General features: G+C 45.6%; 20 protein-coding genes and 2 pseudogenes. 4 read left to right on the top strand and 18 right to left on the bottom strand.

All coding sequences use genetic code 11. The annotated features are described in order from the left end of the window. Nucleotides 1-22: 22 nt before the first annotated feature. The 6 genes from ilvD to F597_RS0118080 all read right to left on the bottom strand — a co-directional run bounded on the left by ilvD (nt 23) and on the right by F597_RS0118080 (nt 8,582). Nucleotides 23-1,867 (bottom strand): dihydroxy-acid dehydratase, encoded by a 1,845-nt coding sequence (gene ilvD, locus F597_RS0118105; RefSeq protein WP_044060468.1) that lies wholly within the window; start codon nt 1,865-1,867, stop codon nt 23-25. Between the two features lie 170 nt (nt 1,868-2,037). Beyond that, complete coding sequence (leuB, locus tag F597_RS0118100; protein ID WP_019541167.1) at nt 2,038-3,105, bottom strand: 3-isopropylmalate dehydrogenase; 1,068 nt, start codon at nt 3,103-3,105, stop codon at nt 2,038-2,040. Between the two features lie 111 nt (nt 3,106-3,216). Continuing rightward, on the bottom strand, nt 3,217-4,776 hold the full coding sequence (locus F597_RS0118095) for an alpha-isopropylmalate synthase regulatory domain-containing protein (RefSeq protein ID WP_019541166.1): 1,560 nt from the start codon (nt 4,774-4,776) through the stop codon (nt 3,217-3,219). 69 nt (nt 4,777-4,845) lie between these two features. After that, nucleotides 4,846-5,445 carry a 3-isopropylmalate dehydratase small subunit gene (gene leuD, locus F597_RS0118090; RefSeq protein ID WP_019541165.1) on the bottom strand — a complete coding sequence of 200 codons (600 nt, stop codon included), beginning with the start codon at nt 5,443-5,445 and terminating at the stop codon, nt 4,846-4,848. A 153-nt stretch (nt 5,446-5,598) separates the two neighbouring features. Then, nucleotides 5,599-6,981, bottom strand: a complete 1,383-nt coding sequence (leuC, locus tag F597_RS0118085) for a 3-isopropylmalate dehydratase large subunit (protein WP_019541164.1) — start codon at nt 6,979-6,981, stop codon at nt 5,599-5,601. Between the two features lie 113 nt (nt 6,982-7,094). Beyond that, the gene (locus tag F597_RS0118080; protein ID WP_019541163.1) at nt 7,095-8,582 is read right to left on the bottom strand and encodes a 2-isopropylmalate synthase; all 1,488 of its coding nucleotides are present in this window, start codon (nt 8,580-8,582) and stop codon (nt 7,095-7,097) included. 668 nt (nt 8,583-9,250) lie between these two features. On the opposite strand from F597_RS0118080, the gene F597_RS0118075 reads away from it, so the two are divergent. Beyond that, on the top strand, nt 9,251-10,261 hold the full coding sequence (locus tag F597_RS0118075) for an aminodeoxychorismate synthase component I (protein ID WP_019541162.1): 1,011 nt from the start codon (nt 9,251-9,253) through the stop codon (nt 10,259-10,261). 21 nt (nt 10,262-10,282) lie between these two features. Further along, a complete protein-coding gene (locus F597_RS0118070; protein WP_019541161.1) occupies nt 10,283-10,867 on the top strand; it encodes an aminotransferase class IV in 585 nt (194 codons plus the stop codon). Between the two features lie 110 nt (nt 10,868-10,977). On the opposite strand, the gene nqrF is transcribed toward F597_RS0118070, so the two are convergent. The 12 genes and pseudogenes from nqrF to F597_RS21205 all read right to left on the bottom strand — a co-directional run. Further along, nucleotides 10,978-12,252 (bottom strand): NADH:ubiquinone reductase (Na(+)-transporting) subunit F, encoded by a 1,275-nt coding sequence (gene nqrF, locus F597_RS0118065; protein WP_019541160.1) that lies wholly within the window; start codon nt 12,250-12,252, stop codon nt 10,978-10,980. A gap of 35 nt (nt 12,253-12,287) precedes the next feature. Continuing rightward, nucleotides 12,288-12,902, bottom strand: coding sequence for an NADH:ubiquinone reductase (Na(+)-transporting) subunit E (gene nqrE, locus F597_RS0118060; RefSeq protein WP_026327627.1), 615 nt, complete (start codon nt 12,900-12,902; stop codon nt 12,288-12,290). A 141-nt stretch (nt 12,903-13,043) separates the two neighbouring features. Continuing rightward, a complete protein-coding gene (locus F597_RS0118055) occupies nt 13,044-13,676 on the bottom strand; it encodes an NADH:ubiquinone reductase (Na(+)-transporting) subunit D (RefSeq protein ID WP_019541158.1) in 633 nt (210 codons plus the stop codon). 44 nt (nt 13,677-13,720) lie between these two features. Continuing rightward, nucleotides 13,721-14,434: an NADH:ubiquinone reductase (Na(+)-transporting) subunit C gene (gene nqrC, locus F597_RS0118050; protein ID WP_019541157.1), complete on the bottom strand. Its 714-nt coding sequence runs from the start codon at nt 14,432-14,434 to the stop codon at nt 13,721-13,723. A gap of 14 nt (nt 14,435-14,448) precedes the next feature. After that, complete coding sequence (locus F597_RS0118045) at nt 14,449-15,657, bottom strand: NADH:ubiquinone reductase (Na(+)-transporting) subunit B (RefSeq protein ID WP_019541156.1); 1,209 nt, start codon at nt 15,655-15,657, stop codon at nt 14,449-14,451. 45 nt (nt 15,658-15,702) lie between these two features. Then, on the bottom strand, nt 15,703-17,049 hold the full coding sequence (locus F597_RS0118040; protein ID WP_019541155.1) for a Na(+)-translocating NADH-quinone reductase subunit A: 1,347 nt from the start codon (nt 17,047-17,049) through the stop codon (nt 15,703-15,705). 386 nt (nt 17,050-17,435) lie between these two features. After that, on the bottom strand, nt 17,436-18,203 hold the full coding sequence (locus F597_RS0118035) for a zinc ribbon domain-containing protein (protein ID WP_019541154.1): 768 nt from the start codon (nt 18,201-18,203) through the stop codon (nt 17,436-17,438). A 115-nt stretch (nt 18,204-18,318) separates the two neighbouring features. Then, nucleotides 18,319-19,413 (bottom strand): Nif3-like dinuclear metal center hexameric protein, encoded by a 1,095-nt coding sequence (locus F597_RS0118030; protein ID WP_026327626.1) that lies wholly within the window; start codon nt 19,411-19,413, stop codon nt 18,319-18,321. Nucleotides 19,414-19,495: 82 nt separating this feature from the next. Beyond that, nucleotides 19,496-20,272, bottom strand: coding sequence for a DUF5040 domain-containing protein (locus F597_RS0118025; RefSeq protein WP_019541152.1), 777 nt, complete (start codon nt 20,270-20,272; stop codon nt 19,496-19,498). Between the two features lie 408 nt (nt 20,273-20,680). Continuing rightward, on the bottom strand, nt 20,681-22,045 hold the full coding sequence (locus tag F597_RS0118020) for an HlyD family secretion protein (RefSeq protein WP_169337998.1): 1,365 nt from the start codon (nt 22,043-22,045) through the stop codon (nt 20,681-20,683). A gap of 31 nt (nt 22,046-22,076) precedes the next feature. After that, the gene (locus F597_RS0118015; RefSeq protein ID WP_425413910.1) at nt 22,077-24,305 is read right to left on the bottom strand and encodes a peptidase domain-containing ABC transporter; all 2,229 of its coding nucleotides are present in this window, start codon (nt 24,303-24,305) and stop codon (nt 22,077-22,079) included. A gap of 6 nt (nt 24,306-24,311) precedes the next feature. Next, nucleotides 24,312-24,929 (bottom strand): annotated as a pseudogene (locus F597_RS21205) (glycosyltransferase family 32 protein); the annotation flags it as partial. Nucleotides 24,930-24,951: 22 nt separating this feature from the next. Here F597_RS21205 and F597_RS21200 point away from each other — a divergent pair. Further along, nucleotides 24,952-25,941, top strand: a pseudogene (locus tag F597_RS21200) (IS256 family transposase); the annotation flags it as partial. Between the two features lie 189 nt (nt 25,942-26,130). Beyond that, nucleotides 26,131-26,241: helix-turn-helix domain-containing protein (locus F597_RS22140; RefSeq protein WP_169337984.1), on the top strand; the 111-nt coding region annotated here is incomplete at its 3' end.

Here is a 26,241-nt window from a genome sequence, read left to right as displayed (position 1 = left end):
CCTAAAATTGTAAATCTTTTTCTCAAATGATTCTTACCGCTCCCAGATCGGCTGAGCTTACAAAAGCGGCATATGCTTTTAATGCTTTCGAAATCACTCTGTCGCGTTGGGGTTTGAAGGCGTTTTCTCCTTTTGCCTCTTCTTCTCTTCTTCTTTCCTGAAGTTCTTCATCACTAATTTTTAAGTTGATGGAACGGGCAGGGATATCTATCTCGATGATGTCTCCCTCGCGTACCAGTCCGATGCTTCCGCCGGCAGCCGCTTCGGGAGAGATATGGCCTATGGAGAGTCCCGAAGTACCACCCGAAAAACGCCCGTCGGTGATCAGGGCGCACTCAGTCCCAAGGTGTCTGGCTTTAATGTAAGACGTGGGATAAAGCATCTCCTGCATACCGGGACCACCTTTAGGCCCTTCGTACACGATCACCACCACATCGCCAGCCTGTACGTCTCCGTTAAGAATACCCGTACAGGCATCGTCCTGAGAATGGAATACTTTGGCTTTGCCGCTGAATTTCCAGATACTCTCATCTACGCCGGCAGTTTTCACCACACAGCCTTTTTCAGCGATATTCCCTTTCAGGATAGCCAGCCCGCCATCTTTGGTATAGGCATGTTCTACGCTGCGGATACATCCGTTCTCCCTGTCGGTATCCAGCTCTTTGAACTGCGCATTCTGTGAAGCCATCACAATATTGTACCGGTTACCGGGAGCGGAAGAATAGATCCTGCATGCCTCTTCACCCGGATTTCCGTTGGTAACATCATATTCTTTTAATGCCTCTTCCAGAGTGCGCCCGTCGGCGCGGTGTACTGAGGTATTTACCAGGCCGGCCTTTGCCAGTTCGTTCATAATTCCCATAATACCACCTGCACGATTCACATCCTGGATATGGTATTTTTTCGAATTGGGTGCTACCTTGCATATACAGGGCACGCGACGTGAAAGAGCATCGATATCATCGAGGGTGAAGTCGATTCCCCCTTCATGGGCAATAGCCAGTGTATGGAGGATGGTGTTGGTAGAGCCACCCATGGCGATATCGAGCGTCATGGCGTTGAGAAAAGAGTCGCGGGTAGCGATATTCCTTGGCAATACCGTATCATCTCCTTCGGAGTAATACCTGTAAGCATTTTCTACGATCTGGCGGGCAGCATCGACGAACAGCTGTTTGCGGTTGACGTGCGTTGCCAAAATGGTGCCATTACCGGGAAGCGCCAGCCCGATCGCCTCATTGAGGCAGTTCATGGAGTTAGCAGTGAACATTCCGGAACAGGATCCGCAGGTAGGACAAGCCAGTTGTTCGAGTTGGGCTACCCGTTCATCGGAGACCGACTCGTCGGCCGACTCGATCATGGCATCGATCAGGTCGATCTGCTCGTCGCCGATCTTACCCGCTTCCATTGGTCCTCCGGAGACAAAGATAGCCGGGATATTCAAACGCATAGCAGCGATCAGCATCCCGGGTGTGATCTTGTCGCAGTTGCTGATACAGATCATAGCATCGGCCTTGTGGGCATTGATCATATACTCTACCGAATCGGCGATCAGGTCGCGCGACGGGAGGGAATACAGCATACCGTCATGCCCCATGGCAATGCCGTCGTCTACTGCGATGGTGTTGAACTCAGCGGCAAAACAACCCAGCTTCTCGATCTCCGCCTTTACCATCTGCCCTATTCCATGCAGATGCGTATGGCCGGGGACGAACTGCGTGAAGGAATTTACGATCGCGATGATCGGTTTCCCCATCTGTTCACGCGTCATCCCGTTGGCATGCCAGAGCGCGCGTGCACCTGCCATACGGCGTCCCTGCGTACTGGTCGCACTACGTAAATCGCCCTTATTTATATTTTTGTTACTCATTTCAAAATTCAAGATTCAAAATTCCAAGATTTCGGATTTCATAATTTGGCTTACGCCGATTGTTAATTGACTACGTCAGTTTAGGATGTAGGATCTTTGATTTGAGATTTACTAATTACAAATTATTCATTGTCAATTCTCAATTGTCAATTGTCAATTCTCTCCCATTCTCACTTTCTCACAAACCGTTCAATCCACTCCCCTACGTCAGAGGTACTGTATGCCTTTCCGCCGTCGGCGATATCTTCGGTGACGATTCCTGCTTCGAGGCTCGCGTTGACTGCTTCGCGGATAAGCGCTCCTTCTTCCATCAGGTTGAAACCATATTCAAACATCAGGGCGGCAGATAGGATCATAGCCAGCGGGTTAGCGATATTTTTACCGGTCGCTTGCGGATAGGATCCGTGGATCGGCTCAAACAGCGATGTATGTAAGCCCACGGATGCCGAAGGGAGTAATCCCAGTGAGCCGGTAATCACGGACGCTTCGTCGGTGAGGATATCTCCGAACAGGTTTTCGGTCACCATCACATCGAAGCTCCTGGGCCATTGGATGATACGCATGGCAGCATTGTCCACAAAGAGGAAATCGGTTTCAATATCAGGATATTGGGGTGCGATCTCCTGTGCAATCTGGCGCCACAGGCGGGAGGTAGCGATGACGTTTGCCTTATCGACCACAGTCACTTTTTTACGTCGCTGTCCGGCAAACTTATAGGCCAGATGCAGTACACGTTCAATCTCTTCGCGCGTATAGACGCACGTATCATAAGCTGTATTGCCATCTTCACTCCTTCCCTGGGGTCGTCCGAAATACATGCCGCCCGTAAGTTCACGGATACAGACAAAATCGGCACCCTCCACCAGATCAGCCCGCAGAGGTGATTTATGGATAAGGGAAGGAAAGGTCATTACGGGCCGGATATTCCCATAGAGTCCCAGTTGCTTGCGCATGCGGAGCAAACCCTGCTCGGGACGTACTTTTGCGTTGGGATCGTTATCGAATTTAGGATGACCGATAGCACCGAACAGTACAGCATCGCTCTGCATACAGAGTTCATGCGTTTCGGCCGGATAAGGATCCCCGGTTGCATCAATGGCACAGGCGCCAACAATGGCCTCTTTGCAGGTCAAAGTATGGCCGAATTTTTCACAAACGGCCGAAGTAATATTCAACGCCTGTTTCATTATCTCCGGACCTATTCCGTCGCCCGGCAGTACAGCTATGTTTAGTTGCATCTTATTTTAATTACAAATTACTAATTACAAATTGTTGATTACCAGCACTTGTCCCGATTTATCGGGATTAATCACCTTTCCACTCTCCCACTTTTCCACCTTTCCACTTTACTAGGGTAATCTCATATAATTCATATTGGGAATATTCCCGCTTTCTATCATATTCAACATTTTCATTGTCGCCTTGATGGCTGCTACCGTCTGGTCGATATCGAGTGCACGGGTTTTGAATATCTTGTCTTCGAACTTCCAGGTGATCACTGTCTGTACATAAGCATTGGTTTTCCCACCGGGCGGGATTACTACAACATAGTCAATCAGTTCCGGTGCCGGTTTGTCAAGCTTTCTGTATATCTTGTACATTGCTTTCGAGAAAGCATGGTATTGTCCGTCTCCTGCTGCGGTTTCCTGATAGATCTCTCCTTTTATCGATATTTTCACCGTAGCAGTCGGTCTGAGTCCATCCGTCAGCGTGAGTGAATAGTTAAGCATTTTAATATCCTGATTTTCTATCCCGTTCTTCAACACATCGGAAACGATATAAGGGAGTTCATCGAGGTTGACAATCTCTTTCCTGTCACCCAGTTCAATGATTCGCGCCGTTACTTTGCGTGTCGCCTCATCGTCGAGTTCAATACCCAGGGCTTCCAGATTTTTAATGATATTGGAACGTCCTGCATTTTTCCCCAGTGCATATTCGCGGAAACGGCCGAACCGTTCGGGCATCAGGTTATTGAAATAAAGGTTTTTCTTTTTATCTCCGTCGGCATGAACACCCGCCACCTGAGTGAATACATTGTCACCAATCACCGGCTTATTATTCGGGATACGCACACCGGAGTAGCTCTCCACCACCTTGCTCACGTTATAGAGTTTCGACTCATCGATATTGGAACTCAAACCCATATGGTCATGGATAAGTGCCACTACGCTGGTAAGCGGCGCATTGCCGGCACGCTCACCGAGTCCGTTCACAGTGACATGGATGCCTTTCACTCCCGCTTTGATGGCTTCGTATACATTGGCCACGGCCAGGTCGTAATCGTTGTGGGCATGAAAGTCGAAATGAAGGTTGGGATATCGTATAATCATTTCCGAACAGAACTGGTATGTTTCATCGGGATTGAGCACACCCAATGTATCGGGCAGCATGAAACGGGTGACCGCCTCATCTTTCAACCCATCCATCATTTGGAATACATACTCTTTAGAGTCGCGCATACCGTTGGACCAATCCTCGAGGTAAAGGTTGACCGTCAATCCCATCCGTTGCGCCTGAGCAATAGAGTTCTTCACATCTGCCAGATGTTCTTCCTGCGATTTACACAACTGATAGGTGCAATGTTTCAAAGAACCTTTGCAGAGCAGATTTACCACCTTACATCCCGCATTGGCAATCCATTCCAGGGAAGTAGTGCCATCCACGAACCCGAGTACCTCGAGTTGGTCGATATAGCCATGCGTATGCGCCCATTGCGCCATTTTCTTCACGGACTGGAATTCTCCTTCGGAAACCCGTGCAGAAGCAATTTCCACACGGTCCACCTTCAGCTCTTCGAGCAAAAGGCGTACCACGCTCACCTTCTCCTGTGCAGCAAAAGACACGCCCGAGGTCTGCTCACCATCACGAAGCGTGGTATCCATGATTTCTATTTTCTTTACTTCTCCCAAAACAACCTATGTTAATGTGATGATTTGTTGATATGATGATTTGCTGACTTAGAATTCTAAATCTGGAATCTATTCGTACGCAAATAAACGGTTTTTCTCATATTCTTCGATTTTATCCCTGTTGGAGAGAAGGAAATCGATATCATCCAGACCCTTCATCAGGCATTCTTTCTTGTAGGAATTGATCTCGAACGACTCGACCGTACCGGTTTCGTTATTCGAAATGGTCTGCTCCTCAAGGTTGACCGTCACTGTTGCCTGCGGATTACTATTCACTGATACAAAAAGTTCGCTCAGGAATTTTTCACTCACGACTACCGGCAGGATACCGTTATTAAGGGCGTTGTTACGGAAGATATCGGCAAAGAAGCTCGATACCACCACTTTAAAACCATAACCTCCGATTGCCCAGGCGGCGTGTTCGCGGCTACTTCCACTCCCGAAATTCTTTCCTGCTACCAACACTTCTCCCGAATAGAGAGGGTTATTCAGTACGAAATCGGGTTTAGGATTTCCTTCTTTATCATAACGCCAGTCGGCGAACAGGTTGTCACCGAAGCCTTCCCGTGTAGTCGACTTCAGAAAGCGGGCAGGGATGATCTGGTCGGTATCCACATTCTCTATAGGAAGCGGCACATATGTTGATGTTATTGTTTGAAACTTTTCCATTATTTTTTCAAAATTCAAGATTTCAGATTTCAGATTCAAAATTCAAGATTTAAAATTTTGAATTCTGAGTTCTCATTAGCTTATTAATCTCATTGGCATATTGGCACATTAATAAATCGGCACATTCACAAATCAGTAAATCAGCACATTAATTTACGGTTCCGTTATTTTTCCGTTTACCGCAGCAGCAGCAGCTACCAGAGGGCCTGCCAGGATAGTCCTTGCACCCGGGCCCTGTCGTCCTTCGAAATTCCGGTTGGAAGTAGAGACTGCATATTTACCTGCCGGCACCTTATCGTCATTCATTGCCAGACAGGCAGAACAACCCGGTTGACGAAGTTCGAAGCCGGCCTCTTCCAGTATCTTGTCGAGTCCTTCCGCTTCAATCTGCTTGCGCACCTGCCAACTGCCGGGCACTAACCATGCTGTCACATTACCGGCTTTCTTTTTACCCTTCACATAATTGGTAAATACCCTGAAATCCTCGATCCGGCCATTGGTGCAACTTCCCAGGAAGACATAATCGATCTGTTTTCCTTCTAACTTTTCACCGGGAGCAAATCCCATATAATTCAATGACTTCTCAAATGATATTTTTCCGGCTTCGTCTATTTCATCCAGATGTGGAATAGTACCATCGATAGGAATACCCATCCCGGGATTGGTTCCATAAGTGATCATCGGACGGATCTTCGTCACATCGAAAGTAACCTCCTTATCGAAGACGGCACCCTCATCACTCTTCAATGTTTTCCAGTAAGCCAGGGCTTTTTCCCATTTTTCTCCTTTGGGTGCGAACTCACGTCCTTTGATGTAATTGAATGTGGTTTCATCCGGGGCGACCAGACCACCGCGCGCGCCCATCTCGATACTCAGGTTACAAAGTGTCATCCGCTCTTCCATAGTGAGATTGCGTACCGCTTCGCCGGCATATTCCACGAAATAGCCGGTAGCACCTCCGGTAGTCAACTGTGAGATCATATATAGCGCCATATCTTTAGCACTTACATTTTCGTCCAGTTTACCTTCGAAATTGATCCGCATGGTTTTGGGACGCGTCTGCAGGATACATTGCGATGCCAGCACCATTTCCACTTCGCTGGTACCGATACCGAAGGCGATAGCTCCAAAGGCACCATGGGTAGAAGTATGGCTATCACCGCAGACAATAGTCATTCCAGGTTGTGTATAGCCGTTCTCCGGTCCGATCACGTGTACGATCCCGTTCCTGGGATTATTTAATCCGTAATAGGTCAGGCCGAAATCCGACGCGTTCCTGGCAAGCGTTTCCACCTGAAAACGAGAGATAGAGTCACGAATAGGCCTGTTCTGCCACATCGTGGGAATGTTGTGGTCGGCCGTCAGTGTAGTCTGCTTTGGGCGAAACACTGTCAACCCACGTGCCCGGAGGCCTGCAAAGGCCTGGGGACTGGTCACTTCGTGACACAAATGCCTGTCGATGTATAACTGGGTGGGACCGTCTTTTACCGTCGCCACCACATGCGCATCCCATATCTTATCAAAAAGAGTCTTCATTTTTTTAATTAAAAATTAAAAGTGAAAAGTGAAAAATTATCATTTCATTCACATTAGTCTTATTATTTTTATTATTCACATTGGCATATTATTCTCATTGGCACATTAGTATATTACTCCACAAACTTATTCACCGCATCGATAAATGCTTCCACGGAGGCTGCCACAATATCGGTGTTGGCCGCGAAACCATAATATACTATATTGTTGTGTTCCACCTGCATATGGACTTTACCTATATCATCACTGCCATGGTCAATTGCCTGGATGAGGAACTCACGGATTTTCACCTTCCTTCGGATGATATTTTTCACGGCACGGATGGCGGCATCTACCGGTCCGTTGCCGCTTGCGGTAGCTTCGAAACGCTCGCCGGCAATGTTCAGGGCTATACTGGCCACATCACGTACGCCAATACCGCACAGGACCTGCAGGTATTCCACTTTGATCCTGTTGAGGCGTCCATCTTTGCCTACCAGCATCAGGATATCATCATCGTTAACGCTTTTCTTCCTGTCAGCCATTTCCAGAAACTTCTGGTATACCTCATCCAGCTCTTCGTTTTCGAGCTTTACCCCGAGGATCGACAGACGGTTCTTCAGTGCGGCGCGTCCGCTACGGGCTGTCAGCACTATAGCATTGTCATCGATTCCCACATCTTTAGGATTGATGATCTCGTATGTTTGGACATTCTTGAGTACTCCATCCTGATGGATGCCCGAAGAGTGTGCAAAAGCATTTCTCCCTACGATAGCCTTATTAGGCTGTACCGGCATATTCATCAGGCTTGATACCATCCGGCTGGCAGAATAGATATGTTGTGTATTGATATTGGTATCGAATCCGCGGTCTTTATGACTTTTCAGTGCCATCACCACCTCTTCAAGAGAAGTATTCCCGGCGCGTTCACCAATACCATTGACGGTCACTTCTACCTGACGTGCCCCATTTATCACGCCCGAAAGAGTGTTGGCAGTAGCCATTCCCAGATCCTGATGACAGTGGGTAGAGAGGATGGCATCTTTCAGGTCTACGTTATCTATAAGATACTTTATTTTTGCTCCGTATTCGTCGGGGAAGCAGTAGCCGGTCGTGTCGGGTATATTCACTACGGTAGCTCCCGCATTAACCACGGCCTGGACTACGCGGGCAAGATATTCATTATCGGTACGTCCCGCATCTTCGGCGTAGAACTCCACATCGTCTACAAAACGACGGGCACACTTTACCGCCTTTACTGCCCGTTCGATGATCTCCTCCCGGTTGGAATTGAACTTGTATTTAATATGCGACTCTGATGTACCAATACCGGTATGGATCCGCTTCCGCTTGGCATACTTCAGGGCTTCGGCAGCTACTTCGATATCTTTTTCCACTGCACGGGTTAGCGCACAGATAGTGGGCCAGGTGACCGCTTTAGATATCTCTACCACCGAATTGAAGTCGCCCGGGCTTGATACGGGGAAACCGGCTTCTATTACATCTACTCCCAACAATTCAAGAGTTTGAGCAATCTGTATCTTTTCAATGGTGTTCAACTGACAACCGGGAACTTGCTCGCCATCTCTTAATGTTGTATCAAATACATAAATACGTTCCATTATTATTCACGTTTTTGTTAGCTTTATAAAAAAGGATAACCTTTCCCACGTGGTGAGAAAGGTTATCCCTATATTTTTTACCTAATGTAAATCACAGATATGCCAGTCTCACCCTCCGAATTTTTCCAGAAGTAGAATAGAAATGACTAGAATATCGACCTGATAATACATACGACAAATTGAAATTTTCTCTGTTTAATGGGTGCAAAGTAAAGGCAAAAATTCATACAAACAAAATATTTCCACAATTTTCTTCAAAAAATTTTCATTTTGTTGATTATTTCCATCAAAAATTTTCGATTTAAAACATCGCAACCTCTCAAATAACACGAAAAATCAGTATATTATCCCCGTTCTCCCCTTGTCAGAAGGATATGTACTAAAATCACCTCACATTTGGAAATAGTAGAAACAAGTTTTGTTTCCATACCCGGTTCATTACTTCACAAAACATCTATCAGGAGTGAATTGTTCATGTTTGCAGAATATAGGATGCTTTCACTATCACTATATTTATAGAATATAAGATGCGCCTCAGGTAAGCTCAAACAAGTTTGGCTTACCATTCGGCTTTCGATTTTATCAGACTATTTCTCGCTATGGCAAAGTTCAAACAAGTTTGCTCTTTGCTCATTTAGCTTAACGAAATAGTTCACTATATTTGCATCATGTTTTTCGAAAGTAATGAAATAAAGGAGATGATGAACGAAGCGGGAAAAGCGAGAAAGCCGTTTCTATTCACAGTAGATTTTGAGATGCGGGAAGGATTTTTTGTTGCCGATCCGTTGTCACAACAAGAGATCCTTTTCGACATCAAAGGCATGTCCAACACCTTCCCTCACAGGCTTTCCGGGATACCCGAGTCATTCTCTTTTCCTTCTTATCAGACAGACAGCTATTTATTTGAGGCCGATCCTGAAGATTACGCCACCTATCTACAGCGTTTTAATGTGGTGATGGACGGGTTGAAACGAGGTGACTCCTATCTTGTCAATCTCACTATAAAAACTCCATTGAGGTGTTCTCTCTCATTTGAAGAAATTTTTCTTTCCAGCAGGGCGACCTATAAACTCTGCCTGCCAGGCAAATGGGTCTGCTTCTCTCCGGAGTGTTTTGTACGGATAGAGCAGGGAAAAATCCTCACTTTCCCGATGAAAGGAACTATCGACGGACGCCTGCCTTATGCACGCGATATCGTGCTAAATGACCGGAAAGAGACGGCGGAACATAATACCATCGTGGATCTGCTTCGTAACGACCTGAGCCGGATAGCTGCCTCTGTGAAAGTAAACCGTTTCAGATACATAGATGCATTGGAGACAAACAGGGGGCCCATATTACAGGTAAGTTCCGAGATAGAGGGAACACTGGCGGAAGGGTATCTCGATATCCTGGGCACACTCTTCTTCGAATTATTGCCGGCCGGTTCCGTATCGGGAGCGCCCAAGGAGGCTACGCTTCGCATCATCAAGGAGGCTGAAAAGGAAGCACGCGGCTTCTACACCGGTGTAGCCGGTTATTTCGATGGTGAAAAACTAGAATCGTTTGTATTAATCCGATTCATTGAACAATGCGGATCACAACTCTTTTTCCGCAGCGGCGGCGGCATTACCGCCAACAGCAGCGGCAGGAAAGAGTACGAGGAAGCAATCCGGAAAATATATCTGCCATTACATTAGTCATTCCAAATTTCACCTGACATGTTTTTAGAAACCATTTACATACTTCAAGGAGAGATTCAAAACAGGCAGTGCCATGAAGAACGGATGCAACGGACAGCCGCCCATTTCGGATTCAACGCGCCCAAGTTGCCCGATCTGCCAGCGCTTCTTCCGGATAAACTACAGGATACTAAAGTAAAATGCCGGATCATTTATCACAAGACTATTCAAGAGGTATCATTTGAATCCTATCTTCTCAAAAAGATAACCTCGTTGAAGTTGATAGAGGCATCGGTCGATTACTCATTCAAATTTGCCGACAGGAGACGGCTAAATGCCCTGTTGGCGCAAAAAGGCGACTATGATGAGATCCTTGTCACCCGGAACGGTCTTATTACAGATACCTCTTACAGCAATGTAGTATTCAGCAAGGGGAAGCAGTATTTTACACCGGAGAGTCCGCTGTTAAACGGTACCAAGCGGCAAAAGCTCCTTCGCGAAGGAGTCATCGCAGAGAGAATTATCCACCGCGATTCCCTCCCGGAATATGACCGCATCCACCTTATCAACGCCATGTTGGATATAGAAGATGGAATATCCCTCCCGGTATGCAATATTATATGATTAGATATAGTTCTGTATAATACAACACATCTCCTTATTCCAAAAGAAACGGCATCCCCCTGCTACAGAGAATGCCGTCAAATATATAGATTGTTTATTTCCTTCCGTAATTATCCGAAGTCGTCGAACATGATCATCTCCGGCGGAACCCCCAGGTTGTCGAGCATGCGCTGTACAGCGTTTGCCATGGGGCCGGGTCCACACATATAGTACTCGATATCTTCGGGAGCGTCGTGGTCCTTCAGATAGGTGTCGTGAATGACCTGGTGCACGAATCCCGGAGTATATTTCACACCGGCCTCGTCGGCTGCCGGATCGGGCTTATCGAGTGCCAGATGGAACGAGAAGTTGGGGAATTCTCTTTCGAGTTCGTAGAAATCTTCCAGATAGAATGCTTCTATCAAAGCCCTTGCTCCATAGAAGTAAGACATCTTCCGGTCAGTGATCTTCAACGTTTTAGTTAAGTGCATGATCTGTGAACGCAGGGGAGCCATACCGGCACCACCGCCTATCCAGAGCATTTCACGCTTGCTGTTGAGTATGGGATGAAATTCCCCGTATGGACCCGATATTTTGACTTTGTCGCCCGGAGTCAGGCTGAAGATATAAGAAGATACAATTCCGGGATTCACGTTCATCCATGTACCTTTGGCCCTGTCGAACGGAGGAGTTGCCACACGCACGTTGAGGGTAATGATATTCCCTTCTGCGGGATAATTGGCCATAGAATAAGCACGCACGGTATCTTCGTCATTGGTCACCGTAAGATCCCACATGTTGAATTTATCCCATTCGCTCTTGTATTGCTCATCGATAATAAAATCGGAATATTTTATCTGGTCGAATCGGGGTACCTTGATCTGGCTGTAGGAACCCGGTTTGAAATTGAGTTTCTCCCCTTCGGGCAGCTTCACTATAAATTCTTTGATAAACGAAGCCACGTTATGATTTGAAACCACTTCGCACTCCCACTCCTTAATACCGAAAACCTCATCGGGTATAACGATCGACATGTTGTCCTTTACTTTCACCTGACAACTCAAACGCCAATCGTTCAACTGCTCCTTACGGCTGAAGTGCCCCTTCTCGGTTGGAAGTATCTCCCCACCTCCCTCAGTTATGCGACAACGGCACTCGCCGCAGGTACCTCCACCTCCACAAGCAGAAGAGAGAAATATATTCTGTGACTGCAACGTATTCAACAGGGTACCGCCCATCGGCACGTTCAATTCTTTTTCATCATTCACGGTAATCTTTACATTGCCGGAAGGCATCAATTTAGCTTTGGCTACCAGAATGATCACCACAAGTACCAAAATGATCAGCAGGAATACAATGACACTCGCCCATATCGTCAATCCACCCGCGCTCAATAATACACTCATATTTTAATAAATAATTTGTTATTGTCTGTTCTCAATTAAATGTCGATCCCTGAAAAACTCATGAAGCCAATAGCCATCAATGCGGTAATAATAAAGGTAATACCTAATCCTTTCAAGGGTTTGGGAACATGGGAATACTCTAACTTTTCCCTGATTGCTGCCATCCCCACGATAGCCAGTAACCAGCCGATCCCGGAACCAAATCCGTAAGCTGTAGCCAATCCCACATTGGCAAACTCGCGCTGCTGCATAAACAGCGAACCACCGAGAATCGCACAATTCACCGCAATAAGCGGCAAAAAGATACCCAATGAATTATAGAGAGAGGGGCTGAAACGTTCTATAACCATTTCCACCAATTGTACGAAAGATGCGATGATAGCAATAAAAACAAGGAGGCTAAATACACTCAGATCGACCCCGGCATACTCTTCACCCAGCCATTGCAGTGCACCTGCTTTCAGCACATAGTTTTCCAGCATATAATTGATGGGCAAGGTAAGCACCAGTACAAATGTTACCGCAACTCCCAATCCCAATGCTGTTTTCACGTTTTTCGACACTGCCAGGAACGAACACATCCCCAGGAAGTAGGCGAAAATCATGTTGTCGACAAATATCGATCGTACAATCAAACTAATTGCATCCATAATATATTCTATAAATTAAAAGTTAAAAGTGAAAAATGAAAAATTGATTTTCAATTAAATTGTAAGATATTGGATTGTGACTTCCAATTCTTCACTTTTAATTATTAATTCTTCATTATTAATCAATTCTTCACTTTTCACTTAGTTAGTCTCTTCCTGTAGTTCCTTGTTCTTCGATCTGTGTACCCATATGATACATGCCACCAGCAATATCGCCATAGGTGCAAGCATCATCAAACCATTATTTTCATAACCGGCATCATAGAGCGCCTGCGGAATCACCTGATGTCCCAGTAATGTACCTGAACCCAGCAGTTCACGGAAAAACCCTACCACTACCAGTATCCATCCATAACCTAATCCGTTCCCGATACCGTCCAGGAAAGAGGGCCAGGGGCCGTTACCCAGTGCAAATGCTTCGAGGCGTCCCATCAGGATACAGTTCGTCACGATCAGTCCGACGAATACCGAGAGTTGCTTGTTTACATCATAGGCAAACGCTTTCAGTACTTCGCTCACGATGGTCACAAGGGCAGCAACCACGACCAACTGCACAATAATACGAATACGGTTAGGAATAGTTTTGCGCAACAGGGAAATGATCACATTAGCAAAAGCTGTCACCAGAACCACGGCAATAGCCATCACGATAGAAGGTTCGAGTTTGGAGGTGACCGCCAGTGCGGAACAGATACCCAGCACCTGTACAATAACAGGATTATTTTTATTCAGCGGCCCCAATAAAACCGCTTTTGTCTTACTTGATAATGCCATTTTCTTTCACTGTTATATTTTCATTAACGAAATTAGTTCCACTGTCATTGATTGGCAGTGTGCAAATTCATTAAAAAATTCTTATATCTACCGACACTGTTGAGTAACATGTTGTCCACTCCTTTACTGGTGATAGTCCCCCCGGAAATCCCGTCCACATAGTCTCTTCTGCTATTGGTCTGTCCCGGTTTTACCACAGCCACTGATGTAAATTCATCATTTCTGAATAGATTCTTTTCCCTGAATTGGTTTCTGAAGGGGGTAGTCACTATTTCCGCGCCCAATCCGGGAGTCTCCCCAGCGTGACCGAATTCCGCACCATAAATGGCGCTGCCGTCGGATTCAATGGCCAGGTATCCCCAAATGGGTCCCCAAAGTCCGGTGCCGCTCATCGGGATAATATATTTGGTAGAACCATCTACTTCTGCTTCATATACCGGCAATCCTTTAGCCTGAGTATCTCCCAATTCGGTTGAAAAGGCCGGATCGTCAGGGGTGATTCCTTCAGTACCTTCCACTTTTACACCTTCATCATTGATAAGATAGGCATTCTTTATCAACTCGGTATATTTTGGCTGGGCCTCGGCCACACTTACATCTAAGTTGAGAGAACGCAATATCTGCTGCATCTTGTCGGTATTTTCGTTGGCAATCTGCCGTTCATTCAATACCTGGTGAGTGAAGGCCAATCCGAGTGCTACCACTATCACCATCACCGATGCATATATGATCGTATATCCACTGTTTTCTCTGTTCATATCTTTATTATTATTTATTTCACTACTGCTGCCCGTTTCATACGACGCTTAATATTGGCATCGATCACATAGAAATCGATAAGCGGAGCGAAGGCGTTCATGAACAGGATAGCCAACATCATTCCTTCAGGGTATCCCGGGTTGAACACACGAATGGCTACCGCGATCAGTCCAATAAGGAAACCGTAGATCCATTTCCCTTTTTCAGTTCTTGCCGAGGTTACCGGATCTGTAGCCATAAATACCGCTCCAAAAGCGAATCCGCCTAACAGGAAGTGATAATGTACGGGCATCTCCATAATGGTATTTTGTGCAAAGACATTCACCAGCAGGACAGCCACAAGACCTCCGATAAAGACTGAAAGCATGGTTTTCCAGCTTCCTACGCCGGTGGCAATCAGAATCGCAGCTCCCAACAGGATGGCAATGGTAGATACTTCACCAATAGATCCCGGAATGAAGCCGAAAAACATATCACTGAGAGAGAGAGGTTGTCCTGTAATACCATGGAAGGTAAAATCGGCAAATCCGCCGGCCTCGGTAGTTGCTATCTGCCCCAACGGGGTAGCTCCCGAATAACCGTCTATTACTGTTCCTGTCCCCATTCCGAATGTATCGGCAGTGCGCACCCATACCTGGTCGCCCGACATTTTTGAAGGGTAGGAAAAGAAAAGGAATGCACGCGTAATCAACGCTACATTGAAAATATTATACCCGGTACCGCCGAACACCTCTTTGGCAAACACTACGGCAAAAGCAGTGGCAACGGCAATCATCCACAACGGGGTGTCTACGGGCACGATCATCGGGATAAGCATCCCTGTAACCAGGAACCCTTCGGCCACTTCCTCCTTTTTTATCTGTGCCATGGCGAACTCGATACCAAGTCCCACCACATATGAAACTACTATGTGAGGCAGTACTGCCAGAAATCCATAGAAGAATTTGGTAAGGAATGTCACATCCTGGCCAATTGCCAGATAATGCTGTAATCCCACGTTATACATACCGATCAGCAGCGCGGGGATCAGTGCGAGGATCACGATGATCATCGTACGTTTCGAATCACGCGCATCGTGGATATGCACACCCGATTTCGATGTCGTGTTGGGCACGAAAAGGAACGTCTCAAACGCATCGTATGTAGAATAGAGCCAGTGCAGTTTCCCGCCTTCCTCGAAATTCGGTTTGATCTTATCAAGATACTTTCTTAACGCTTTCAAAGTTCTATTATTTATAAGTTATATATATACTATTATAAACGATGTTCACTCCATCTCCTTACGCAACATATCCAGTCCCGTACGCACGATACGTTGCAGTTCCAGTTTGGATGTATCGACAAACTCGCACAGGGCAAAATCTTCAGGCGCCACCTCGTATATACCCAATTGCTCCATCTTATCGATATTGAATGCGATAATGGATTTGATGAGTTGTTCGGGATAAATATCCATCGGAAATACCTTATCATATTCGTTGGAAACAATGATAGCTCTCGGGCCGCCCAACAGACGGGCATCGAGACGGTATTTCTTGTTGTAAGTGGGATAGGTACATCCGGCACTGTAACGTTTGGGCGACAGCGATGCCCATCCAAAAGCCTCATGTACATCATCGCCTTCGGGAATGACGGTCACCTGCCTGTCATAAGCACGAAGCACGCCGTCCGCATCGATTTTCCGACCTGTAAGGGGATTTCCACTGATATATCTCAATGAGATACCCTCCGTTACATTTCCCTTAAAAAGGGAATTCAACTGTGTGCCGATCACCATCTGATAGTAACCGGTCTGTTTCACTTCCGATCCGGTAAGCGCTACCGTACGGGTAAGATCCACGATCCCCTGGTTGAAGAGGCGGCCGATCAGCGCCACATCCGGTGCGCTCAGCGTCCATACGGTTTCACCCCTGTTCACCGGTTTGATATGGTTGATCTGTACACCTACATTTCCTGCGGGATGCGGCCCATCGAATTCTGTAATCACCACATTCTTCGCTTCACGTAACCCTTTATTGGTTATTTTTGGACTGACAGAGAGATAGACCTTTCCGGTTGTCAATTTTGCCAGGGCATCAAGTCCTGTCTGCAGGTCAGCCTCAATGCCGTTCAGTATAAAATCGGCAGACGGCGCCAGCGGAACCGTATCGAAACCGGTTACGAATATATCGCGTGGTTCTTTGCCGGGCACAGCCACTATATCATAAGGCCGCTGCTTAACCAGGAACCAGATACCGGCATCGAGGATCGCTTTCTTCACCTCTTCGGCAGAGAGTGAATCCACCTTTTTCTTACCGAAATCTTCGTATTGTATAGTGTTATCAGCTTTCACCTCTATATAAAGGATACGCCGCTTCTCACCGCGTTCAATGGCTGTTACCACGCCGCTGACAGGTGACGCGAAGAACATTTCGGGATGATTTTTATCAAAGAACAAGGGTGTTCCGGCCTTCACGGCATCATCCACTTTGACGGCCAATTTGGGAGTAATGCCATGAAAATCTTCCGGGCAAATCCTCACATATTCACTCGTCACCCTGCCTCTTAGTGTCTCTTCAGCCTCACCGAGCAGCGGAATTCGTAAGCCTTTCTTAATTTTAATTCGATTAGCCATATAGTATTGTATAAATAACCTTGCCTGTAATCTTTTTGAAAACTATTTCGTTAAGCAATACGAACAGAAGCCAAGTTTGCTTGGATTATGTCGTTGCGAGAACTTTTTCGATAAGCGAAATACAGAAAACGAATTTATTCGGATTATGTTATCGCGAGAAAAAGTCTGATAAGAAATAGTCTAAGTTCTCTGAAACCAATGATAAATCAATGGGTTAGGAATAAGCTGTGTACAACTACCAAAGGAGTACCTCCTTCCGGAACGCAAAGATACATCATTTCCCTCCAAAAAAAGAAAAAATAAAAAGAAATTGGAGAAAAAATTCTCCAATTAACTTTCCAGATGCTTTCCGGAACTCGTTCTTCAGTATTGTCGGGGTAATAATTTTACTTTTCAGAGATCCCCGCCATTTCAGGGTCGATCATAATACGCCCGCAATATTCACACACGATGATCTTCTTACCCAGCTTGATATCCATCTGTTTCTGAGGCGGTATCTTATTAAAGCATCCCCCACATGCGCCACGCTGAATAGGTACAACTCCCAGGCCATTGCGGGCATTCTTACGGATCCTTTTGAAAGCAGTCAGCAGGCGGGGTTCAATTGTTGCCTCGGTCTTTTTTGCCTTCTCGCGAATCTTCTCTTCCTGCGCCTTGGTTTCCGATACAATATCGTCCAACTCCTGTTTTTTATGCTCCAGATCCGATGTCTTGTCTTTCAGCAGTTCATTGGCAGCTTCAATCTGTTCTTTGATAGAGGCCGCTTCCTGGGCATATTCGCGGATATGCTTTTCAGAAAGTTCTATCTCAAGCGTTTCGAACTCTATCTCTTTGGAGAGGTGGTCGTACTCCTTGCTGTTTCGTACATTCTCCAGCTGTTTGTTGTATTTCTCAATTTTCGTTTTGCTGGTCTCGATCTTTCCCTTTTGCAATTTTGTGTTCTCATCCAGTTGTTTGAGTTCCAGTTCAAAATTGTTGATACGGGTACCTAAACCGGCGATCTCATCGTCGAGGTCGGCCACCTCAAGGGGTAATTCACCACGCAAGGTCTTGATCCGGTCGATTTCGGATAGATAAGACTGTAATTTATAGAGGGATTTCAGCTTATCTTCTACCGACACTTCCTGTTCAGCACTTTTTTTTCTTGTTGCCATAATTTATTTTATTTATCAATATTCATTAAATCAAAAAATGCAGTAATCAAACGACACTTAATCATTTCATTACTACATTTCTCTGCAATCGCGGGAACAAGTCGGACCGCTATTTTTACAGATATTTCACCGGGTTCGAGTCGAACGCCGATTTATGTAGTGCAAAGATAGGAAATTTTCTCGAAATAAGATCGAAAAAAATCTCTTTTGTGCAGATTTCCGACTCATAATGACCGACTACGGCGAGGAGAATACGTCCTTCCACATCGTAAAAGTCGTTGTATTTTGCTTCGCCGGTGATAAAAGCATCGGCCCCATAAGCAATAGCCCTGGGGATTAGAAAGGCACCTGCGCCGCCGCAGAGAGCCACATCGCGGATCTCCCTCCCCTGGATTTTTGAGTGTTGTATGGTGGGCAAATTAAAAATATCTTTCAACAGATATAAGAACTCCTGTTCGGGCATAGGCTCCGGCAATACTCCCACGACGCCGCTACCGTGTTGCGGCCAGTTGTTGGCAATGGGATAGAAATCAAACACCGGCTCTTCATAGGGATGTACTGACAGTAACGCCCGAAGCACCTCTTCCTTTTTCATGACAGGGATCACAGTTTCTATTCTCACTTCCGGCTCAAAATGAAGCCGGTCGATCTCTCCTATGTGTGGACTGGCTCCCTCTTTTGCCCGGAATGTACCTTCTCCTGAAAGGTTATAACTGCAACTGTCATAATTCCCGATATACCCTGCGCCGGCATTGAACAAGGCATTCCTGACACTCTCGGCATGTTGGAGTGGTACGGTAGTAACAAACTTCAACAACGCATTTTCCATGGGTTGCAGGATCTTCACGTTCTGCAATTCCAGCATCTCCGCCAGCTTGTAGTTAACACCTCCCCGGGCATTATCCAGGTTAGTATGCGCGGCATAGAGCGCGATATCGTGTCGGATAGCCTGCATCATGCATCGCTCCGTATAATTCTTTCCGGTGAGTGACTTAAACGGCCGGAATGCAATGGGGTGATGCGAAATGATAAGGTTACAGCCTAAAGAGAGGGCTTCATCGATCACGTCCTCGGTCACATCAATACATAACAGGATACCGGTTACTTCCCGGTTCACATCCCCCACCTGCAGTCCGCTATTATCATATCCTTCCTGTAGCGGTAGCGGGGCTAGTTGTTCTATGGTTTGAAGGACTTCTTTTATTCGCATGGGATAGTTATAAATTACCAATTACAAATTACTAATTACCAATTATTTGATTATTGCCTCTGCTAACCGATGGTTAATCATTTTACGGAAATATTTTCCTCATAGCATCGGCAAAGATAGCTCCCATACGCCGCTGGATATAACTATCCTGACCGTTTTCGGGATGCCATCCGAATTTCTCGCCGGCGATCTGCTGATTATCGCCCGTAAAGAGCAGGCTGATCTGTTGTTTGGTGACGGGATGCACACTATTCCTGGAGAAACCGATATATTTATCGAATTCCACTACCGGAAATCCCCATTTCTCTGCCAGCTTCCGCACGGAGGTGTTGTAGGTCACTCTTCCGTCGTGCCAGTCGGTACAAAGCATTATTACCGCCGGCTTTCCCATACGGGTATTATAGTATTTTGAATTTTCATCGAATTTCAGATTATAACATTCCGTGAGGTAACGTTTGATCACATAGTCGAATGCGGCAGCATAGTTACTGCGGTCAAACGGGATCTCATAATCGGTATATTCTTCTTTCAGCGGAGAGGAACCAAACACATCCCTGTCGTGTACCTGCATGATCACCAACGCATCTATTTCTTCGAATTCTTCTTTGGAGTAGAGTGTGCCTTCCGCCATCCGATTAGCAGCATCGGCGATCGCTTCTCCTCCAACGGCTCTGTTCAGTGGAGTCGCGCCTGTCAATTGGCATCCTACTTCAAACCAGCCGTTGTTGGGCGAAGCAAAGGATGCCCCGGTAAGCAGGAATGTATAACGGTTCTCATTGTTCTCCTGTGCATGTGCAGGAAGAGTTGTTACAAAAGTCAATAATAAGATCGACAAGGTCAATGTTTCAATTCGTTTCATATATTGTATGTTTAGGAGTCAAGAAGTTCATAAACTTAGAATAGAGATTTTCAGTATAAAAATCATTATACTCTGGCAAATATACAAAAAGTTTTGTAGCTTCGAATAATCCAAGGCAGTCGGTTAGTAGTAATAAGAACGGAAATGATCTCATAGACTATAGACTACGCTGTAAAACCGGCAACTCATCCGAAAAAATATCTCCCCTGTGTCCGTCCCATTCTCCCGACAACTTCAGGTCATTTTTCAGATACTAGGTATCGGTATTGGCGTTCAGGTTAAAATTTGCATTGAACAGATTTCATCATACAGGTTGTTCCAATAAAAGTCGACAATCTCGAAGATTTCTGATAAGTTTATTCCAAATTGTGATATCAAATTGTCTGTCAAAAAATCACTATCGAGATTTTACAAACTTTCACTCAAAATCCTTTTCATTGGAAGGAAAAACCTTTCGAGAAGCGAAATATCTTCGGTAATGATGTCTGCGCGTCCCTGCATATGAGGAAGATAAGGTAACTCTTTTTTATAGGTAGTTGTCAGCCTATCTGGAAGTATTATATCAATGGTATAATATGCCGCACCGTTTTCGGCTGCAGCTTGTCCTGCACTAATAGGCACCAACGATATGTTTTTTACCTGCCCCTGTAAAATGCCGAATTCGTTTTCGGGAAAATTTTCCAGCCGGATATTTACCTTCTGCCCTATTTTCACTTTTCCGCTACGTGCTATGGGAAGGAGGGCTTTGCCAAAAATAAAATAAGAGGAGGATGGGGACAGGCTGCTCACCACAGAGAAAACTTCATATCCAGCCGTTACGACCTGATTTTCAGACCAGAAACTGGTAAATGTGACTTTGCCGTCAATCGGTGATTTGAGCACAAAACTCATTTCCCATTCTTCGATGGCTACTTCCAACTGGGTTGCAAGCGTCCGTAACCTTGTATCCAGGTCGTTTAACGTTTCCGTGTCCTGTTGCCTTGTGTCCAATAACGTTTCTTTCAATTGTTCAATTTGTATACCCATACTATTGATGGCCGCCTGCATACTTTCAAGGGTCAATTCCGATTGCAGGTATTGTGACCGGGATTGTTCCAGTTCTTCATCCGACACTATACCTTTTTCGTTCAATCTGACATCCCGTTGGTATTGGTTTTCCTGTAACTGCGCTTGCTCTTCTATCAATTTGTATTGTTTTTGCAGGTTTTCGTACTGTTTTTCATACTGTGCTATCCGTTGTTTGGTTATTTCAAGCTTTTGCGGGTAATACAGCAGGCGCTTGTATTCATTGTATTGGAAATGTGCTGTATAATATTGTGAGTATATTGACTGGATATTGCCAAGCTGTAATTCCTTGTTCAAATGATTGGTGTGTTGCAGGCCCGAAGTGTTTTTTTCTGGATCTCCTCCCGTGGAGATGGCTGAGAAGGCACGTAACGACTCTTTCAATAACCTTACGTCATTCGTGTTGGCGGTATTGTCTATTACTGCGAGGTAATCACCCGATTTCACCTCTTGATTGTCTTTCACATACAGCTCTTTTATCTTGCCGGAAGCATGGGCGACGACCGACGCGGGCGGCGTTGTGCCCGTAATGGTTACCTGCGCGGAGATCACATCGGGGTATTTGAACATCGCACTGCCTATTAATAGAATCACAACTACGATGGCCAAAAAAGTAATGCCCCATTGCAATATCCATGGGGGAACCGTTCCAAGCACTTCTTGAAATTCCTCGCTGCGCAATTCTATTTTATCTTCTTCTTTTTCCATATCCATATCACTGCCAATACAATTGTCCGGTTCATGTACCCAACTCCAGTTGGTTCTTTACCAGTGTGTAATAGGCTCCCCGCATTCCGGTCAATCCGGCATGGGTGCCTTCTTCCACTATTTTTCCTTTATCCAACACGATGATATTGTCGGCGTGTTGTACCGTGCTTAACCGGTGGGCGACTATCACTACTGTCTTTCCTTTATAGAATTCCTTCAGGTTTTCCATTATTATCTTTTCATTGTTGGCATCCAACGAGTTGGTAGCCTCGTCGAAAAACAAAAAATCGGGATTTTTATATACGGCACGGGCAATAAAAAGGCGTTGCCGCTGTCCCTGGCTGATGCCGCTACCTTCCATGCCGATTTTTGAGTTGTATTTCAACGGGAGCGATTCGATGAATTCACGGATGTTGGCGGTTTCTACCGCATGCAACAAACGTTTTTTGTCGACTTCATCTTGCCCTACGGCAATATTGTTGGCTATCGTGTCGGAAAAGACGAACCCGTCCTGCATCACCGTCCCTGTTTTTTGTCGCCATAAATGCGGGTTGATCTCATCCAAAGGAGTATTGTCTATGCTGATTTTCCCTTTGACGGGCGGATAAAAACCCATTAACAGTTTTATTATAGTCGTTTTCCCGCTTCCGCTGGCTCCCACAATGGCCGTCACTTTGTTTTGTGGAATTGTCAGGCTTAACTCATCCAACACATAATCACGTTCTGCCCCATCGTAGCTGAAAGAGACGTTTTCCATCTTAATCGTTTTGTTCTCAGGCAGGATGTTTATTTTATTTTCAATTGTTTGTTCCTCGTCCTCCCTGTTGTGGATTTCATTCAGGCGTTCAAGGCTTATCTTGGCATCCTGCAACGACTGTGCAAAGCCTATCACCTGCCCGATGGGACCTGAGAGTTGCCCGATTATGTAACTGATGGACATCATCATGCCCAGTGTGATGTTTCCTTCCACTACCGCCTTGGCCGACAGGAACGAGATTAATAAACCAGTGGTCTGGCTGAAGAATATGGACCCTATTTGCTGGTATTGCCCTAATGCCATTCCCTGTATGCTGATTTTGAACATTTTCACCTGGATGCGTTCCCACTTCCACCGTTGTTGCTTTTCGCAGTTGTTGAGTTTGATTTCCTGCATGCCGGTAATAAGCTGGATTGTATTGCTCTGGTTGGCGGCCGACTGGGTAAACCGCTTATAATCCAACTTTTTACGGTAGCGCATAAACAATAATATCCAGGTTATATAAAAGGTGTTTCCCACCAAAAAAACAAACAGGATGGTGAAATTGTAATAGGCAAGGACAAAAGCAAATACAAAGAAGTTTGCAAAGGAAAAGAGCGTGGACAAAGTGGTCCCGGACATGAATCCCTGGATACGCCCATGGTCGCCGATGCGTTGCATGATGTCGCCGATATTCTTTGCGTCGAAGAAACTTACGGGCAGTTTCATCAACTTGGCCAGGAAATCTGAAATCAAAGAAATGCTGACACGGGTATTGGTATGCAGGGAAATCCAACTCTGGAGAAAACCCATGCCCATTTGGGTTATCGACAAAACAAACTGTGCAATAAGTATCAACGATATAAAATTCAGGTTGTTGTTACCGATACCCTGGTCGACAACAGCCTGTGTCAGAAAAGGGAAAATCAGGGAGAGGATGCTTCCCAGTATCATCCCCACGACTATTTGGGCATATTGCGATTTGTAGGGCAGCAAATAACGGAAAAAATAACCCAGGTTCTTTTCACGTTTTTCCTTGTCGTCCTCGTATTCGTAGAAACCGGGGGAAGGGTTCAATAGCAGGGCCGTCCCAGTCTCTTTTCCCTTCTCCATGGAACTATACCAGCAACGGCAAAATTCTTCCTTGTTCATTATGTACTTTTCTCCCACAGGATCGGCGATGTAAAATCTCTTCTCCTCCCGTTCCTTTCTCCATTTTGGAGAAGAGGACAGGTGGTACAACACCACAAAATGACTCTGATTCCAATGTAGGATGCAGGGTACAGGTTCTCCTTCTGTCAATTGTTCAAGCGTGACTTTCACACCTTGCGTATGCATTCCGATGCTTTCGGCGGCATCGCTGATGCCCAGCATGCTGACGCCTTCCCGCGTGATGAACGACCGTTCGCGCAGTGTCTGCAAGGAATAGCTACGTCCGTAATGCTTGGCAATCATGCGAAGACAGGTGGGACCGCAGTCCATCGAGTCCAATTGGGTATATATGGGAAATGGTTTCTGCATAATAAAAAATTATACCCATGAGCCAAAAAAATAATGGATTGCCATGGCCTTTTCTAATTTCTTTTCTAATTTCACTATGTCCCCTTCATGATATACATAATGTCTTACATCTTCTGGCAACCATGGAGAAACTCTTTCTGCCGGAAAAAAATTGATAATAGTTTTATTTTCATATTTACTATAAAGAGATGTTAGCATTTTAGGCCCTGTAGAAGATAAGACATCCTGAAATTTGTTCCCGGTATAAATAAAGGGTGTCGTTTTTAAATAAGTAATAATGTGTTCAATAAACGGATGACAAGGAGGAGACATCATCAATGCATTATTGAAATATATACCGTTCTCGAATCCTTGGCAATGTTCGACCGGCTCCATTGCAAAAAAGCATTTTCCGTTATTATTAAGATAATCATCAAAAGGCGCAAAACATTCGTAATCAAAATCAACATACATTCCTCCCATTTTATAAAGAATCAGATAACGGATTACATCCCAGCGTTGCACATCATACTTATAGTTAAGATAGACATCAGCTATTTCAGGGAAGGAAGTTTTAATAAAATCCTCCATCCGGTTACCGTCCCAGAGCTCGTATTTCCAATCAGAGTGATGCTCTTTCCATGTCCCGCCTAATTTTCTGTGAAAATCCGGTTACGCCAAGAATGAGAAGAGTGAGAATACCAATGCCCGGAATGGCACGACCCCCAAGAGGCTCAAGACCGAGTTCGGGGAATCGACCATTGAGGTCCCAAGGGACCGCCAGGGCAGTTTTGAGCCGGTCATCGTCCCCAAACACCAGAGCACTGCCACACCGGTGGAAAGCATCATCATATCGCTTTATGCAAAGGGAATGAGCGTCTCCGACATAGAACAGGAACTCCAGGAAATCTATGGTTACAGACTCTCCACTTCTGCCATATCCATTATCACGGACAAGGTCAACCAGCAGGTGCTGGACTGGCAGAACCGCCCGCTGGAGCCAGTTTATTGCATTGTCTGGATGGACGGTATTGTTTTTAAGGTACGTCAGGGAGGGAAAGTCGTCAACAAGACCATTTACCTGGCTGTCGGGCTAAACCGTGAGGGCTACAAGGAGATCCTGGGAATGTGGTTGGGGCAGAACGAATCGGCAGCCTTCTGGCAGGGCGTAATGACCGACCTGAAAGCCCGTGGCGTGGAAGATATCCTGGTCACCGTGACCGATAACCTGAACGGCTTTACCGGGGCTATAACCAATGTCTTCCCCATGGCAAATACCCAGATCTGCGTGGTACACCAGATCAGGAACTCCGCCCGTTACGTGGTATGGAAGGACAAGAAGGAATTTGCCGAAGACATGAAGCTTATCTACAACGCTCCCAACCGGGATATGGCTAAAGCCGAACTGGAGCGCTTCGCCCAGAAATGGGGGCATAAGTACCCTTATGCTGTCCAGTCATGGCAGAACAACTGGGAGGAACTGACCGTGTTTTTTGACTTCCCCCTGGAGATCCGGAAGATTATTTACACGACTAACCTGATTGAAAACTTGAATGGTAAAATTAGAAAGTACACCAAAAACAAGATGGTATTCCCTACCGATGAATCACTGAAAAAGTCTGTCTTTCTTTCCCTTATGCAAATATCGAAGAAGTGGACACCCTAAGTTCAACTTAGAAGTGCAACACCCGGGTGTTGTTTTTTGAAATGATTTCTTCAAAACAATCATGAAAAACACCGCGGGGGTTTGCCTAACGGCCGGGGGCGCGAAGCCCCCGAGGAGAGTCAAGCGGCAACATAAAAGAAAAAGGAGATCGAAGTCTCCCTAAAATTAACTATTATGTTGCTTATGAGAAAAAAATACAAACAGTTAACTTCAGAACAAAGGTACGCGATTTATTTAGGTATAAAAAATGGTGACAGCCAGCGAACCATCGCAGAGTCCATAGGGGTCAGTCCT

It is taken from the genome of Proteiniphilum acetatigenes DSM 18083 (genome assembly GCF_000380985.1).
Lineage (GTDB): Bacteria > Bacteroidota > Bacteroidia > Bacteroidales > Dysgonomonadaceae > Proteiniphilum > Proteiniphilum acetatigenes.
This window is presented reverse-complemented; position numbering and strand designations above follow the sequence as displayed.

Coding starts and splice junctions, on each gene's coding strand:
- leuD (WP_019541165.1), bottom strand. CDS start 5,445: ATGGAAAAGTTTCAAACAATAACATCAACATATGTGCCGCTTCCTATA.
- leuB (WP_019541167.1), bottom strand. CDS start 3,105: ATGCAACTAAACATAGCTGTACTGCCGGGCGACGGAATAGGTCCGGAG.
- F597_RS0118035 (WP_019541154.1), bottom strand. CDS start 18,203: ATGGCAACAAGAAAAAAAAGTGCTGAACAGGAAGTGTCGGTAGAAGAT.
- nqrF (WP_019541160.1), bottom strand. CDS start 12,252: ATGAGTGTATTATTGAGCGCGGGTGGATTGACGATATGGGCGAGTGTC.
- F597_RS0118055 (WP_019541158.1), bottom strand. CDS start 13,676: ATGGCATTATCAAGTAAGACAAAAGCGGTTTTATTGGGGCCGCTGAAT.
- F597_RS0118020 (WP_169337998.1), bottom strand. CDS start 22,045: ATGGAAAAAGAAGAAGATAAAATAGAATTGCGCAGCGAGGAATTTCAA.
- F597_RS0118075 (WP_019541162.1), top strand. CDS start 9,251: ATGTTTTTCGAAAGTAATGAAATAAAGGAGATGATGAACGAAGCGGGA.
- F597_RS0118040 (WP_019541155.1), bottom strand. CDS start 17,049: ATGGCTAATCGAATTAAAATTAAGAAAGGCTTACGAATTCCGCTGCTC.
- F597_RS0118030 (WP_026327626.1), bottom strand. CDS start 19,413: ATGCGAATAAAAGAAGTCCTTCAAACCATAGAACAACTAGCCCCGCTA.
- nqrE (WP_026327627.1), bottom strand. CDS start 12,902: ATGGATGCAATTAGTTTGATTGTACGATCGATATTTGTCGACAACATG.
- F597_RS0118080 (WP_019541163.1), bottom strand. CDS start 8,582: ATGGAACGTATTTATGTATTTGATACAACATTAAGAGATGGCGAGCAA.
- nqrC (WP_019541157.1), bottom strand. CDS start 14,434: ATGAACAGAGAAAACAGTGGATATACGATCATATATGCATCGGTGATG.
- leuC (WP_019541164.1), bottom strand. CDS start 6,981: ATGAAGACTCTTTTTGATAAGATATGGGATGCGCATGTGGTGGCGACG.
- ilvD (WP_044060468.1), bottom strand. CDS start 1,867: ATGAGTAACAAAAATATAAATAAGGGCGATTTACGTAGTGCGACCAGT.
- F597_RS0118025 (WP_019541152.1), bottom strand. CDS start 20,272: ATGAAACGAATTGAAACATTGACCTTGTCGATCTTATTATTGACTTTT.
- F597_RS0118070 (WP_019541161.1), top strand. CDS start 10,283: ATGTTTTTAGAAACCATTTACATACTTCAAGGAGAGATTCAAAACAGG.